Consider the following 16,031-nt stretch of genomic DNA (forward strand, 5'->3'; position numbering starts at 1 on the left):
ACCGCTAAACCATAACTCTTACAAATTTATTAATCATAACTGTATAAAATAACGTTATCACTCATAACTATTATTCATAATCATCACTCAGGCATCGCCCATAAATTTGATTAGCAATTAAGACGGATACCAGTACTAGTTACCGTAAACCAAACAAGTATAGTAAACCGAAAAGGTTTGACACTGCGAATCGTATTTTGGATTTGCTACCATATAAAACATAGACAAACCAATTGAGGATCCTATGATGAATGATAAAACACATAATCAGTCGTTTACCGCTGCCGCCATTCAAATGAACAGTCAGCAGGACATCGAAAAAAACCTGCTTGATATAAAATCAGCGATTGGTGCTGCCAGTGAACAAGGCGCTCAATTGGTTGTCTTGCCTGAAAACTGCTGCAGCATGGGCGCGCAATTCTCTACGGCAGAACGCTTTGATGTGCTCTCAGCGACGATAGCAAGCTATGCCAGTAGTTATGGTGTTTACGTCCTAGTAGGATCTCTACCCTGCCTTTATCGTCCAGACGGCACTGTCGTTCCTGATGGTAGATTGCGTCAAGTCAGTCTATTATTTGCACCAGACGGCACCAAAATTGCTCGATACGATAAAATTCATCTGTTTACAGCAACTGTCGGCGACAAAACAGGCAGCTACAACGAAGCAGCGACCTTTGAGCCAGGCTCACAGACAGTTGTTGCTACGTTGGAAGCGGGCAATACCATCTACCAACTGGGCATGATGGTGTGTTTTGATTTACGCTTTCCAGCATTAGCGCAACGCTTACGTCAGTCGGGAGCTGATATATTGAGCGCCCCATCCGCCTTTACTTACCTCACTGGGCAAGCCCATTGGTCGTTGTTACTACGAGCACGTGCTCTGGATAGCCAATGTATGCTGATTGGCGCAGCGCAAGGTGGTGACCACCTCTTCGAAAACGGTAGTACGCGGCAAACTTGGGGACACACCGCCATCACAGCTTACGATGGCTCGGTTATCAATAGCTACGATGATAGTCTGCTAACCCCATTAGATGTCACAAATAAAGATAAAAACTATGCCATAATTTTGGCTGATTTAGACAGGCAGGCTCAACAGCAAGGCCGAGAAAAAATGCCTATCTTTGACTGTCATCGTTTGGCATAAGCAAATGCGCATAGTGCCATACAAATTGCCACATCGAAGAAATCTGGTTGCGTCGGGGGTTTGCAACGGTTAGCCACCGTTTCGCCTAATTGCTGTCTATATTGCTGTCTAAGTGTTGCTAGGTAGATAACTATCCTTCTGTGCCTGCTTTCTGCGCCTGAGTCGCTCGAGGATGAGCTCGGTCATAGACTTGCGTAAGCCTAGCAAAATCCACGTGAGTATAGATCTGTGTGGTACTAATATCACTATGCCCGAGCATTTCTTGTACGGCGCGCAAGTCACCACTCCCTGAGAGCATATGCGAGGCAAAACAATGACGCAGCAAATGTGGGTACATGTTTTGCGCGATACCAGCACGGCTAGCAGCCACTTTCAGACGCTGTTGCACTGCTCGCGCCGATAAACGCGTGCCTAGCTTTTCACTGATGAACAAAGCGCTGTCCATCTGTTCTACCCATAAATTTCGATGTGGCAAATAGCGCCGAATCGCTTCCGCGGCTTTATCACCTATGGGTACCAGACGTGTTTTATTGCCCTTACCCGTGACACGCACACGCAGGTCGGACAGATCCATATCAGCAATATCTAGTGCGACCAGCTCACCAACACGTAAACCGCTACTGTACAGCAACTCAAACATCGCCTTATCACGTAGCCACAATCGTGCCTGCTCTGGTGTATCCGGAATTTGTTGATCAAGTAGCTGTGTGAGCAAATCCACATCGGCAATCGAAGGCAATGGTCGAGGACTGCGCTTGAGTTGATAGCCCGTGGTTGGGTTGATACGTGCCTGCCCTTCTTCTATCAACCAACCATAAAAATGGCGAATGGCCGATAGCTCTTGCTGCACACTGGCAAGCGCCAGTTTATCTTCGTCAAGGCGCTGACTGATATGGCGTGCCAATTGGCGTTTGTCACAGCGTGTCCACGTGAGGCGTTTGCCACGCAAAAATAATGCCAGCTGGTTCAGTCCTGCAAAATACGCAGTCAAGGTATGGTCCGAATGGTTGCGCACTGACAAGGTACTTAACCAACGATGTACCGGAGATAGTAGCTCACGTAGTTCGGCATCAGACTCTATAGTGGCGGCCAACGTCGTCGACAACCATGTATTTGATTCTGGTGCCGGCTCTGTGGATTGATGATTTTTATAAGACACAATCTTTCATCTCCTTATGCACGACCACGGTATGCCACCATACTCAACACAACCAAACGCCACTCATTACTAGCAACGAGTCACTAATCATCGGATTTTGGGCTGATGCCTGCTTGCGCCATTAGCCCGTCTGGACTAAATACCCCTTCATAGACAAAGGCCGTCGGCCCCGTCATCATTACCGGGTAACCTGGCTGCCACTTAACAATCATGCTACCGCCATACAGCTGTGCTCGTACATCTTCACCTTCGTCCAACCAACCTTCACGTATGCCAACGACAACAGCGGCACAGGCGCCCGTACCACAGGCTTGGGTTTCGCCTACGCCACGCTCATACACACGCAAACGAATGTGGCGCTGATTCATGATTTGCATGAAGCCAACATTGACATGGTCTGGGAAAGCAGGATGTGACTCGATGGCTTTACCCAAAGTTTCGACATCGGCATCAAGCACGTCATCGACTTTAATCACAGCATGAGGATTGCCCATATTCGCAACATAGAGTTGAACAGGAGTACCATCGACATCGAGATGGTAAGCATTTTGAATCTTAGTAGTGGCTTTGGGCGTGAAAGGTATCTCGTCCGGCTCAAACTTCGGCTTGCCCATATCAACTTCTACCCAGCCGTAACGGTCAGTCGTCAAGGAGATAACACCACTGGCCGTCTCGACATGCAAACGCTGCTTAAATGACAATTTTCGTGCCTGCACGAAACGAGCAAAACAGCGAGCACCATTACCGCACTGCTCGACCTCTGTACCATCACTATTAAAAATACGATAGCGGAAGTCCACGTCGGGGCGCATGGGTGGTTCGACGACGAGCAGTTGATCAAACCCTATGCCGATATGACGATCGGCCAATAACTGGACCAATTCTCTCGTGAGGTCTAAGCGTTGAGTCACCAAATCAATGACCATAAAATCATTGCCCAGACCATGCATTTTAGTAAATTCTATGAGCATACCGTTGATATCCTATCCTAATTTTTATGTATGCCTTATATTAGCACGCTGTCAGAAACAATGATAACTATCACCATCTGACATCCGTTTATTACTGTTGCCAAATATGTAGGGACTAATGTAGTCAGCGAATTACTAAATAGCTACGGCGTTATCCTTCTTAGATGTACTGCATGTACAATCTGCAGTCGGCTGCCTTGTACCTGTTTTAGAGTTCTTTGACTATATGTGCAGACTGAGCACTAGTCATAAAAAAACCCACTGGTATAATACCAGTGGGCTCTCACTCAACAGGTTCTCACTCAACAGGTTCTCACTCGACCTGCTCTACTTAGATTACCGTGATAATAGTTTGCGTCAGACACTTGTGTAGGATTGTCTATTGCGAATTTATTTATCCTGCCACAATACCTCATCTGCATACAACGCCTCGATCGTCTCACGCTGACGAATCAGCTGATGATGACCACCCGCCACCATAACTTCACTGGCGCGCGGACGGGAGTTATAATTGCTACTCATCGTAAAACCATAGGCACCGGCGCCAGTGACGGCCAAGGTGTCACCTGTCGCTAATGATAATAGACGGTTCTTTGCTAAAAAATCGCCTGTCTCACAGATTGCGCCCACGATATCCCATGGCTGCGTACCATCAGAGTCGATACCATTACTTGGCAAGACACTGGGGATCACTGCCATGTCTGCTTGATATAGTGCTGGACGGATCAAATCATTCATCGCCGCGTCAACGATGGCAAAGTTCTTGTGCTCAGTTGGCTTCAAAACGTCAACCTTGGTCAATAGCACCCCAGCATTGGCTACGATACTGCGCCCCGGCTCAAAGAATACTGTCAAATCCAGCTCGCTCAATTTGGGTAATAATGCCGCGGCAAACTCATCAATAGACACTGGCGTCTCGTCAATGTAGCGCACGCCAAGACCACCGCCCAAATCAATGTGGCGCAGATCAATGCCGTGGGCACGTAAGCTGTGTACCAGCTCAATCACTTTATCTAATGCTGCTACAAATGGCTCGACCTCTGTCAATTGCGAACCAATATGACAGTCGATACCGACAATATCAATGTGTGATAGTTCTGCTGCTTGCTGATAAACGGCAAGTGCATCTTCGTGCGCGATACCGAATTTATTATCTTTGAGCCCTGTTGAAATATACGGATGGGTCTTGGCATCGACGTTTGGGTTGACGCGCAACGATATCGGTGCTGGCTTATCGAGCTGCTGTGCCACTTCATTAATCAAAGCCAACTCACTGATAGACTCAACATTAAAACAGCCGATACCTTGAGTGAGTGCATATTCAATATCAAGATATGTCTTACCCACGCCTGAAAACACCACACGTGCAGCCTCACCACCTGCCGCCAACACCCGCATGAGCTCACCGCGAGAAACGATATCGAAACCCGCGCCCGCCTGCGCCAATACCCCAAGCACTGCTAGGTTTGAGTTGGCTTTTACTGCATAACATATCTGGTGCTGTAGACTGGCAAAACTGTCTGTATAAGCCTGATAAACCTCTAATATCGCTTGCTTTGAGTACACGTAACATGGTGTGCCATATTGCTTAACCACTTCATCCATACTGACTTCATCCATATATAATGCACCGTCACGATAGGCCAATGCAGATAAATGGTCAGTTAATGCTTGCGGGTCAACATACAACCCTTGCTCAGTTTGGATCGTGACTGATTCGCCAGATTTTTGCTCAGAAGAACTCATATAAACATCTCTAAATTAATCAAGGTATTAATAGACAGTAATACCATTCACAAAAATTGGAGTAGCAAGGAAAAAAAGGGCCAGTACTACGCATTGCAGACTAAGCGATTTTGACACAGCTAATCGTATTTTTTGGGCTTGGTATGGTTAATGGAATTGGTTGAATTAAGGGCACGGCTTAAAGGACACAGCTTAATAGTCGTTGGGGTCGTCACTGGGTTCTGGCAACTGAAAATCATCTTGCTGCTGACCTTCTAGCATGCTTGTGCTTTCTTGTTCGGCTTGGCTGCTAGCCTCTTCTATATATAGGCCGCCTTTTTGTCCGCAGCCTGATAAAGCCAATGTAATAATTCCGCCAATCATAAAGGCAGACATAATACGATAAGCACGATGACCGGTACGAATGGCATGAGTCATACTTTCGGCATGGGTAAAACGGCGTTGGATAAACATAGAAAAACAACCTATAACGTTGTAAGTTAATAAATACGGGTAGAGTACCTTTCGAAAAAACGGCGTATTTGGCCAAAAAGGCGTATTTAGCCAAAAACGAGTACGGCTGCTGTGTATCGTACGATCAGCGCACAACAGAATCCGCTTTCTTAATCGCTAAAACGCTGCTACCGATCAAAGATTGGATGTCACTAGCCGGTTAAATCCAGATGCCACATACTTTGTGCATACGTTTGCTGCTCAATTCTGCATATTTTTTATCAGGTACGATATCGACATTCCTAGCCAAGTATTCATCGTGTCCTAGCATTATTACATAAAGCAGCACGCATACTGAATACGATTGCCTAATAAATTTCGTAGTCATTTGACTTTTCGATGTTTTTTAACCTCGACCCTGATCATTGCAAGTCGTTTCTAAAACAATAAAAGCCGTCCGCGGTGTCTTTGGTCAAATTTTCTTACAATTTTTATTGGCGACTATTATTCACTGTTATACCTACAAGCACTAGCCACATTCGGTGCACAGTTGTATCAGACAAACCATGCTTTTTGGCTTTACCCCTTATCGTTGTCGTGGTATAAACATAAAAATATGTTACATTATAGCTAGGCTTCGTGACTGTGTTGAGGTGCTAATCTGCAAATCAACGGATATTTGTCAGTCGTAGCGTAAAAAACAACCGAGAACCAGCAATATATTTGCTAGACCTTTATTAGTTAGCATGGATGTGGCTGGTGTTGTCTATAGAACCGGTGGTCATTACTGATGAGCCACCATTTATTTATGAACTATAATCTAAGGATAGAGAGAGTATGAGCCCAACCAACACTTTTCATGACCAAAATGCAGAGACATCCACCCTTACCAACCCTACGTTAGTCCTCAATTGTGGTTCTTCTTCTATCAAATACGCGCTTATCAGCGAAGACGAATCTACTCGTATCACGGGTCTGGCTGAAAACTTAGGTCTCGATACGGCACGTATCAAGCATACCACTCTCAATAACGAAAAATTAGAAATACCGATCTCAGGTGGTCGTCATAAGTTAGCGTTACAGAAGATTCTTGAATTACTAGAGCAATACCACTTCGTCGCAGTTGGTCACCGTGTGGTCCATGGTGGGCGCGAGTACTCAGAAGCTGTCCGTGTCGATGAGCATGTACTGAGCGAAGTAAAACGTTTAAAAATACTAGCACCATTACATAACCCTGCCCACGCCTTAGGTATCGAAGCCGTACAAGCAATCTATCCTAACGTTCCTCAAGTTGTCGTTTTTGATACAGCCTTTCACCAAACCATGCCACCAGTCGCCTATCGCTACCCAATCCCAAAAGCGCTATTCGATGAGCACAGAATCCGTCGTTATGGTTTCCACGGTACATCTCATGCATACGTATCTGAACGTGCTAGTGACATCACTGACACCAAAGGAACACATGGTTGGTTAACTGCGCATCTAGGTAATGGTTGCTCTGCAACAGCAGTCTATGATGGCAAGAGTCTTGACACCAGTATGGGTCTGACACCACTTGAAGGTCTCATGATGGGTACGCGCAGTGGTGATGTCGACCCAAGTCTACACATGCACTTAAAGCGCCAGCTTGATATGAGCCTAGAAGATATCGATGCGATGCTCAACCATGAAAGTGGTTTGATGGGTGTGTCTGGCTTGTCCAACGACTTGCGTACCGTTGAGCAAGCAGCCAACGAAGGTCATGCAGATGCAATGCTGGCTGTCGAGATGTTCTGTTACCGTGTCGGTAAGTACCTTGCTGGCTTAAGCTGTGCCTTACCAGAATTTACAGGTATCGTCTTTACAGGTGGTATCGGTGAAAACTCTGCAACGACAAGAAATCGTATTTTAGAGGTCATGCGCCATTTTGGTATCAAAGTAGATGCAGCCAAAAACGCAAAACTGGTTGGTGGCAACGAAGGCAGTATCCATGCTGAAGATAGCAGCATTGAGCTATGGGTCGTACCAACGGATGAAGAGTGCCGCATCGCTCAAGAAACTCGTGCCGCATTGAACCTAGCTTAAGGTCGATATCTGTACGCCTCCACATATGCGGGATAACCACATCGTTATTCTCAGCTTATGGTCTTTCTTTTTTAGTTATTCCTTGCCTCGCACTTCTTACAAGCTCATTAGTTAAGGAGTGCGATACCTCACTCGTTTCAGCAAGGATAAATCAAACTTAAAAAATACAATAATTCGTAGGATACGTTATGCAAACCATTTTACTTGTCCCTCTTAGCCGCGGTATCGGCGTCACTTCAGCAGCATTGGGTCTTATTCGTGCGCTTGATTACAACGGTGTCAAAGCTGGCTTTATGAAGCCGTTTTTGCAAGATGACACATTAGATAAGCAAAAAAGCTTAGACAGCTCGAGCGCCCTCGCCATGCATGCTTTCGGACTAAAAGCACCCAAATCGATTAGCCGTCAGCGTGTCGAGCGCATGATAGGTGACGACAACCTCGATGACCTGATGGAAGAAGTGGTCGAGAGCTTTCACAGTATCGGTGAAGATCAAGACGTCATCATTTGCGAAGGTTTGGTCCCAACGACTGAAGCCTCTTACGCATCACAAATCAACCGTTCTATCGCGCATGCTTTAGATGCCAAAATCATTTTTGTCAGCGACGCCGATATCAACAACCCTGCCCAACTTGGAGACAGGCTTGATGTCCATGCTCGTGAGTTTGGTGGTATTGCAAGCGAGCGCACATTAGGTTGTATCTTGATGCGTGTTGATGTGCCAAACACCTTTGACAATAAACCTGTCGCACCTGGTGAAGCAGTCTTTGAGCTTGATGAGAGCTTTATTCAAGAAGTACAAGGTCTATCGCCACACTTCAATACCGATGAGTTCCGTCTCATCGGTGTGGTTCCTTTTAGCGATTCATTGTCCGTACCACGCACATGGGATATCGCCGCTGAACTCGATGCCACTTGGCTCAACGTTGGTGAAGCGAAGTCTCGCCGTATCAATAAGATTAGCCACACCGCGCGCACAAACGCTCGGGTCGACGAGGTATTCAAACGTGGCACGCTCCTCGTCATTCCAGGCGATCGCGATGATTTGCTGTTGGCCGCTGGTCTGGCTTGTATCAATGGCGTACCACTAGCAGGTCTGGTATTAACAGGTGGCGTCACGCCAAATGCCACTGTCGCTGAACTATGGATCTCCGCACTAAAAACAGGTATCCCTGTGATGAGTGTTGAGACCGATAGTTTTGAAACAGTACAAAAACTGACACACATGAGCGCTGAGATTCCAAGCGACGATACCGAGCGCGCAACAGATGTCACTCGTTACGTGGCGGCTCACTTGGATCTAGCTTGGATTAAAGATCAATTCAGCGGCGATCATAAGCCAAGACTATCTCCTGCTGCCTTCCGTCATCAACTGGTCAAAAAAGCACAAAATGCTAAAAAACGCATCGTGTTGCCAGAAGGCTCTGAGCCGCGTACGGTAGAAGCTGCTTGTATTTGCCAAAGCCGTGGCATTGCCAATTGTGTACTCCTCGCGAATCGCGCTGACGTCGAGCAAGTCGCTAAGAACCGTGACTTAGTTATCCCAGAGGATCTAGAAATCCTCGATCCTGCTGCCCTCGATATGAACAAGTATATCGATGCGGTCGTTGAGCGCCGTAAAGGCAAAACCAGTCCAGAAGCTGCCGCTGAGCAATTAGAAGACACTGTGTTCTTGGGTACTATTATGCTGCAAATGGACGAAGTTGATGGCTTGGTCTCTGGTGCAATACATACCACTGCGAACACCGTACGTCCTGCATTCCAGCTAATTAAAACAGCACCGCAGTATTCTTTGGTATCCTCAGTATTCTTTATGCTGCTGCCTGAGCAAGTCGTGGTCTATGGTGATTGCGCCATCAATCCTGATCCTAACGCAGAAGAACTGGCAGAGATTGCTATTCAGTCAGCGCAATCGGCTGCTGCCTTCGGTATCGAGCCAAAAGTTGCTATGATTAGCTACTCTACTGGGTCGTCAGGCACAGGCGCTGATGTTGAAAAAGTCATTCGTGCCACTGAGATCGTCAGAGAACGCGAGCCGACGCTTGCTGTTGATGGTCCACTACAATACGACGCCGCTTCTGTGATGAGTGTTGGTAAACAAAAAGCACCAGACTCAAAAGTAGCCGGACAAGCGAACGTGTTTATCTTCCCAGACCTAAACACAGGTAACACCACTTACAAGGCCGTACAGCGTAGCGCCAACGTGATCAGTGTCGGTCCGATGTTGCAAGGTCTGAATAAGCCAGTGAATGATCTGTCTCGTGGCGCACTTGTCGATGATATCGTTTATACCATCGCCTTAACCGCGATTCAGGCTTATAGCGACGCTGTTTAATCACATTAAATCGCAGTAGTACAAACGTTACCGATTGCCGATCATCATCGTGATGGTCGGCTTTTTATTAGGGCGGGCGCTTAATCTAAACAAAAAAATTTAGATAAGATAAGCTGCCCTAGCGCATTATTTACATCGATTATGATGACGTGACGACGCATGCTCTCTACAATACCCCAGTCGTTTATTTAGTCTCATGCAACCATAACGCACCACTACCTCCCTTTTGACTCACTCATTGCCGTACTTAACTTATGCCAAACTCAACCAGCCACCATCACCACTCTGCATCTGCCATTCGTGTTTATCTTGGTGGCTCATTTGATCCTGTGCATCTGGCTCATATCCAAATGGCAATGCGAGTTTATGACGCGCTGACACCTATCGCCACTGAGCAAAATCGCGAGCTAAAAGTATCGTTGCTACCCAATGCGCGTTCACCATTTAAGCAAAAAAGCACCGACCCCAAGCATCGACTGGCCATGCTCAAACTGGCAGTAAAAGACACCCCATTACAAGTCGACGAGCTCGAACTGTGGCAAGCGCCACCCGTCTATACCATTGACAGCGTCCGTACGTTGCGCAAACGCTACCCAAACGATAACTTAATATTCATGATGGGTATGGACAGCGCGCGTAGTTTAGCGAAATGGCAAAACGGACTACAGCTAACGGACTATGTTCATCTGTGGGTTTTTAATCGTAATAACCTATCGTTACTACCACCACTACCATTAACCACCAATGCCAATACCAGTCGCCTTGACGGAAAGGCAGACGAGCAAAATAAACAAAGTGCTGCTGACTTACCGTCACAATTGCCGACACAGTTGCCGATACAGTTACAGCCACTGGTCACCGACTGCCCTGCTAAATTAACGATGTCCTGTTCGCAGCCTTGCTCTCCAGCAATTAGCGATACAGATAATCCTGAACCCTTGAAAAATGCACCTCAAGGTCGCATTTATATAGATGAGCGCCTTGTGATATCGGTATCGAGCACGCAAATACGTCAACAGCTAAGACAGGCACTGAGCGATGATCCATACAATCAACAAGACGACTATCAACACAAGCACCAATACAATAGTCAACGCAACCACCTGCTGACTACTGCTGAACAAGCGATATCTGCGCAGGCAACACCTGAGCAAGCGATAAATGAGCAGATTAGCAATGGCAACGACTTACCCGAATCATTGGCTAAATGGCTAAATCCTGCTGTTTATCACTATATAATCGCCCACCAACTATATTCTGCTGCTTAATTCCGTTAAAATTGCCTTATCACTGTTCTATTTGTTATTTTGCCCACCTTGTCCATACACGTAACGAGCGACATCTGGTCAATTGGACAATACCAACTCATGCAAACCCACGATTTTATTTTTAATATTGACGATTCAAGAGATCAAAATTTATGACCAATACCATGACAGACGAACGCTTAAACAAATGCTTAAGCGTTGTAGAAAACGCGCTAGACGATATGAAAGCGAAAAATATCACTGTAATGAATGTAGAAAGCTTAACAGATGTTATGGAACGCATTGTCATCGCAGATGGTACCTCTAAACGCCATGTCCGCGCGATGGCTGACAGCGTCGGTGCAGAAGCTAAGCAAGCGGGCTTTATGCCTCTTGGCCGCGAAGGTGGTGTCGACTCTGACTGGACCTTGATTGACTTGGGCGCTGTCGTCGTCCATATTATGACCCCGCAAGCACGTGAGTTTTATGACTTAGAAGGTCTCTGGTCTTCACCTGAAAGCCTCGCTGAGCTGGTCGCTACACCACGTGAAAAGAAAGCTGGTCGTCGCAACTAAGCACAGACTATACTCAGCGCATCATACTTCACAAACCATTAAGACAGCTGAGTACTACCAAGCTGTTGACGAAAAGACCAGAAACCGTTTCTGGTCTTTTTTTGTCTCAATACTATACTAGTGAAATGTGTCTGTGATTTGACATGATAAAACCTAGTCGGTGAAAAGTAATATCGCTACGACATGCACTGTTGGTGCAAATTCTGCTTGCTTTGCTTACGTAGACAGATGCTATAAAAAATCAACACCAGCAATCCTGCAGCGACTTTAAAATACTTCGACTATATTCAGCAAAACGCCAAGACCTAGCAAACAAAGAAAATCACTCCGAGAATCCGAAAGCTGAAGCCGACGCACTTAGTTCTATATCGACTTAATCCTATAAATGCCCTGAAAGTCACTGGTGATTGCGCTAATATACATTCAGTAGCCCAACAATATTTGCTGCAGAGCACGACCATCGACCGGAGTATTATTATGAACACAGGCACAGATTCAGTTACAGTCACGGACACAGCGACCAGTCAGCAAGCGATAGACTTCAATACCACCTTACCCTTACATATCGCCACCTTAACTTGCGTACGTACTGGCAAATCCATGCCATTCGCCCGTGAGGAAATGAGCGCCATCGATAAAAAACCCATCAAAGCCCCCGTCTCGGTCAACTTTATGGGTCTAACCACTGATGAGCAAGCCGATCGTCGCCATCATGGCGGCCCCCTAAAAGCGGTACACCAACTGCCGACCGCGACTTATGACAAAATAAATGCAGAGTTTGACTTAAACGTGCGAATCGGTACGTTAGGAGAAAACCTCACCACCGAAGCAACCAATGGCTTGCCTGAGATGGATGAAAGCACTGTTTGTGTTGGTGATGTTTTTCAATATGGCGGCAGTCTTAACGATGGTTCAATCGATGATGATACCGACTGCGTACAATTACGCATCGTGCAACCGCGCCGCCCTTGCTATAAAATCAATGACCAAATCGGGCAGTTCAAGCTCAGTAAAGTACCCAATATCGCAGCATGGGCTAGTAAACAAGGCATCTCTGGCTGGTATTTTGCAGTCGTGCGCGATGGTCTGATTGATGCAGGCTTACCAGTCTATTTGATTGAGCGCCCCTATCCGTTCGCCACGCTTGAAAAACTATGGCAGTTATCAAACTCAAAAGAGAAGTTTGAGGCTGACGTTATCGAGCCATGGCTAGCGATTGAGTGCTTGGAAGACAGCTGGAAAGCAGTGCTTAAAAAGAAAATTCGCAAGGATTTATAGTTAATGAAGAACATACTCTTAGCGCTTGGTCTAATCCTGCCTTTGGTTGGTTGCGTGACCACATCTCAAATCGCTAGCACTGACAGCTACCTCGTGGACAGTCATACTTACCGCTCGACTGGCAAAAGCGAGCGTATCAAAACCATCGTCTTGCACTATACCGTCTCAGACAACGACAGGTCTATTGAGCTGCTGACCGAAGGCAAGGTCAGCGCCCACTATCTGATTATGGACACTGATGATCATAAAATTTATAACTTAGTACCAGAAAATGAACGCGCGTGGCACGCTGGTGATGGTGGTTTTGCAGGACGAACGATATTAAACGATACTTCTATCGGGATCGAGATTGTCAACGCAGGGATTCAACCGCAGTATCGAGATACGTTAAAAAACGATGACATCGACTATCATCCTTACGAGCACTATGTCGCCTTTGATGAGCTACAGATTAAAAAAGTCGCAGAGTTGGTGCAAGATATCGCAGCGAGATATGATATCTCACCCAAAGACATCATCGGTCATTCAGACATGGCGCCCTCGCGCAAGATTGACCCGGGTGCGAAGTTTCCTTGGGAGCGACTGTATAAGCAATACGGCATCGGCGCTTGGTATGACGATGCTGATAAATTTGCGTTTATGGACATAGAAGCATTTGCAACAGCGACGATACCTGAGATTAAGCAGCAACTTAGAGATTACGGCTATCAAATCAACGATAGCGACGAGTGGGACAAAGCCAGTCGTGATGTCATTTATGCGTTTCAATTGCACTTTAGACCTCACAACCCGACAGGTGAGATGGATATAGAAACCTATGCGATATTGAAGGCATTAAATAAGAAATATGCGGGTCGAGATAATTTTTATTAACCCTTTCATGTCATCAATAATAAACGAGCAGCAAAAGGAAAGTTATGAGCACATTATTTAGCGTTAATTTGAACAAGCTGGCTTTAATCAGAAACTCTCGCGGCACTGATTATCCTAATCTGCTGTACTTCGTGAAGAAGCTCATCGATCTAGGCGTCAAAGGCTTTACGGTACATCCACGCCCTGATGAGCGTCATATCAGATACCAAGACGTCTATGATATCAGTCAGTTTTTGGCGGACTATCCAGAGATCGAGTTCAATATCGAAGGCAATCCAAACGAGCAGTTCTTACAGCTCGTTCGTGAGGTAAAGCCGCATCAATGCACACTCGTGCCAGACAGCGAAGATCAGCTGACCTCTGATCACGGCTTTGACATCATCACCCACCATGAGTTTTTATCGACGTTACACAAAGAGCTACAAGCGTTTGGCACACGCTGTGCGGTGTTTATTGACCCTGATATCGAACAAATCAAAGCGGTCGTCGAGAGTGATGTGCAGACGATCGAGATGTATACCGAAGAATGGGCGCGCGCTTACAGTAATGGTAAGAGCGATGGCAATATTGATTTCGATGAGGTCAAGCAACGCTTTAGCGACTGTATCACCCTAGCCAATCAAAACGGTATGCGCGTCAATGCGGGTCATGATTTGAATTTGGATAATTTGGCGGATCTGCTCACGCTTAGTGATATCGCTGAAGTATCGATTGGTCATGCGTTTACGATTGAGTCGTTGGAGCAAGGCATGGATAATGTGGTGCGTCAGTATTTGGCGATATGTGGTTAAAAGGCGTTAGCAGGATTTGGAAAAGGCTCTAGCTCTTGGCATTTTACCCAACACTACCACGGTGGACTGCAGTAAGGTTATTTTTAAGGCGTTAATCCTAAAAGGTATCTATGGGCGTGAGATGTGGGAGACGTGGTATCAAATGGAGCAAATACTGATTAGCGGTATTGATTTGTCGCTCATCATTACCCATCGCATGCACATTGATGAGTCTCAAGAAGGCTTTGATATCATGGAAAGTGGGCAATGCGGTAAGGTGATTTTAAGCTGGGATTGATTTTGGTGACTCAGCACTTGATGAGCCATGGTTAGGGTTTACATTGTCACGACTTATAAAACGGCGCTGATTTCAGTGCCGTTTTTTTTGGATATTGAAAAGTGATGAGAGAAGTAAACAATGAGCAATTCTGAGCAAGAGAATCTGCAGATATATCTAGAAGAAAAAGCCGAATAAGAACAAGAAAAATAGCAGAAAGCTGAGCCTCTTTCTGCGTATGATGATAATGTGCTAAAGGAAAGTGCGAAAATTCATGAATTGATTGTTGAGGCTCAGAAGGGTTTGAAAATAAGTAGCTGGATAGAGATATATTCTGAATAAAGCTATCTTATCAAGTTTCTTTAAATAGTTTAGTTTTGCAAATTATTGCAGAAATTATCTGTTGCGAACTACTGATTTAAATATTTGTATACTATCTGTTGATGTTTCTAGTTTAGAGTATTTTGATAACATCAAAAGAAGGCAGTAGTGAAGTCATATGGTATTCAAAGAATCTCTTCTAGCAAGCCATTGAGTATGTTCTCTTGAAAACGCATTCTCACAATCTGACATAAACTCCGGAAAGTCATCAAAATCAATACTTTTGATACGCTCCCTCATTTCAACTTCTATATCAGCAATTTCCTGTGCAGTGAGAAGGTATGCAGTATTGAGTTCATTGAATCTTTTAGTCTGTAACCAAGTGAAAGAAAAAGCAGATAACAACAAACAAATATCTATTGGGTAGTATTCAAAATCTGGATAAGCCGCTCTTATAATAGAGAAAACCAAGGCTAAAACCAAAAACACAACTATGACACAACTCCAAAACTTACTTCTCGCACCATTGTACTTTGCCTTTGCAAAATACCATTTCTTTTGAGATATTATTCGTTCTTCTAAGTAATACTCAGCTCTTTCCTGAAGTGTAAGACCTCTAATTTCATTCATCTTATCGGATATAACTATCAGTTCATTATTGTTAGGGACTAAATTCTGAAAAACTGATCTATGCTCGTTTCTGACACTACTAATCTTATTAGTAAAATCAGCTTTAACTTCCCTTTCACTTATAGAGTTATGGACGAATGGCTCGCCCCCAATCGGAGTTTTTCAAGGTAGTTGTCACCATCAAGCTAAATTAAGCGGCTTGTAATCT

Annotated in this window: 14 protein-coding genes; 9 read left to right on the top strand and 5 right to left on the bottom strand. The window is 45.4% G+C overall.

Features of this window, described 5'->3' with window-relative positions:
* Positions 1 to 247: 247 nt before the first annotated feature.
* Entirely contained in the window at positions 248 to 1,147 is a 900-nt protein-coding gene (locus L0J61_RS03005) for a nitrilase-related carbon-nitrogen hydrolase (RefSeq protein ID WP_301464836.1), read from the top strand.
* A gap of 130 nt (positions 1,148 to 1,277) precedes the next feature.
* Here L0J61_RS03005 and L0J61_RS03010 read toward each other — a convergent pair whose 3' ends face one another.
* The 4 genes from L0J61_RS03010 to L0J61_RS03025 form a co-directional block, all read right to left on the bottom strand.
* A complete protein-coding gene (locus L0J61_RS03010; protein ID WP_301464849.1) occupies positions 1,278 to 2,309 on the bottom strand; it encodes a tyrosine recombinase XerC in 1,032 nt (343 codons plus the stop codon).
* 80 nt (positions 2,310 to 2,389) lie between these two features.
* The gene (gene dapF, locus L0J61_RS03015) at positions 2,390 to 3,277 is read right to left on the bottom strand and encodes a diaminopimelate epimerase (RefSeq protein WP_301464837.1); all 888 of its coding nucleotides are present in this window, start codon (positions 3,275 to 3,277) and stop codon (positions 2,390 to 2,392) included.
* A gap of 390 nt (positions 3,278 to 3,667) precedes the next feature.
* Positions 3,668 to 5,023 (bottom strand): diaminopimelate decarboxylase, encoded by a 1,356-nt coding sequence (gene lysA, locus L0J61_RS03020; RefSeq protein WP_301464838.1) that lies wholly within the window; start codon positions 5,021 to 5,023, stop codon positions 3,668 to 3,670.
* Positions 5,024 to 5,215: 192 nt separating this feature from the next.
* The gene (locus L0J61_RS03025) at positions 5,216 to 5,476 is read right to left on the bottom strand and encodes a lipoprotein (protein ID WP_301464839.1); all 261 of its coding nucleotides are present in this window, start codon (positions 5,474 to 5,476) and stop codon (positions 5,216 to 5,218) included.
* Positions 5,477 to 6,292: 816 nt separating this feature from the next.
* On the opposite strand from L0J61_RS03025, the gene L0J61_RS03030 reads away from it, so the two are divergent.
* From L0J61_RS03030 to L0J61_RS03065, 8 genes are all read left to right on the top strand, one after another.
* Positions 6,293 to 7,519, top strand: a complete 1,227-nt coding sequence (locus L0J61_RS03030; protein WP_301464840.1) for an acetate/propionate family kinase — start codon at positions 6,293 to 6,295, stop codon at positions 7,517 to 7,519.
* 188 nt (positions 7,520 to 7,707) lie between these two features.
* Complete coding sequence (gene pta, locus L0J61_RS03035; RefSeq protein WP_301464841.1) at positions 7,708 to 9,852, top strand: phosphate acetyltransferase; 2,145 nt, start codon at positions 7,708 to 7,710, stop codon at positions 9,850 to 9,852.
* Between the two features lie 254 nt (positions 9,853 to 10,106).
* A complete protein-coding gene (locus L0J61_RS03040) occupies positions 10,107 to 11,120 on the top strand; it encodes a nicotinate-nicotinamide nucleotide adenylyltransferase (RefSeq protein WP_301464842.1) in 1,014 nt (337 codons plus the stop codon).
* 152 nt (positions 11,121 to 11,272) lie between these two features.
* A complete protein-coding gene (gene rsfS, locus L0J61_RS03045; protein WP_301464843.1) occupies positions 11,273 to 11,674 on the top strand; it encodes a ribosome silencing factor in 402 nt (133 codons plus the stop codon).
* Between the two features lie 477 nt (positions 11,675 to 12,151).
* Positions 12,152 to 12,952, top strand: coding sequence for an MOSC domain-containing protein (locus L0J61_RS03050; RefSeq protein ID WP_301464844.1), 801 nt, complete (start codon positions 12,152 to 12,154; stop codon positions 12,950 to 12,952).
* A gap of 3 nt (positions 12,953 to 12,955) precedes the next feature.
* A complete protein-coding gene (locus L0J61_RS03055) occupies positions 12,956 to 13,825 on the top strand; it encodes an N-acetylmuramoyl-L-alanine amidase (RefSeq protein WP_301464845.1) in 870 nt (289 codons plus the stop codon).
* A 44-nt stretch (positions 13,826 to 13,869) separates the two neighbouring features.
* The gene (locus L0J61_RS03060) at positions 13,870 to 14,616 is read left to right on the top strand and encodes a pyridoxine 5'-phosphate synthase (RefSeq protein WP_301464846.1); all 747 of its coding nucleotides are present in this window, start codon (positions 13,870 to 13,872) and stop codon (positions 14,614 to 14,616) included.
* A gap of 16 nt (positions 14,617 to 14,632) precedes the next feature.
* Positions 14,633 to 14,893 (top strand): hypothetical protein, encoded by a 261-nt coding sequence (locus tag L0J61_RS03065; RefSeq protein WP_301464847.1) that lies wholly within the window; start codon positions 14,633 to 14,635, stop codon positions 14,891 to 14,893.
* 474 nt (positions 14,894 to 15,367) lie between these two features.
* On the opposite strand, the gene L0J61_RS03070 is transcribed toward L0J61_RS03065, so the two are convergent.
* Positions 15,368 to 15,823: an SLATT domain-containing protein gene (locus tag L0J61_RS03070; RefSeq protein WP_301464848.1), complete on the bottom strand. Its 456-nt coding sequence runs from the start codon at positions 15,821 to 15,823 to the stop codon at positions 15,368 to 15,370.
* Positions 15,824 to 16,031 lie beyond the last annotated feature (208 nt).

Origin of the sequence: Psychrobacter sp. (genome assembly GCF_030457785.1) — a bacterium.
Lineage (GTDB): Bacteria > Pseudomonadota > Gammaproteobacteria > Pseudomonadales > Moraxellaceae > Psychrobacter.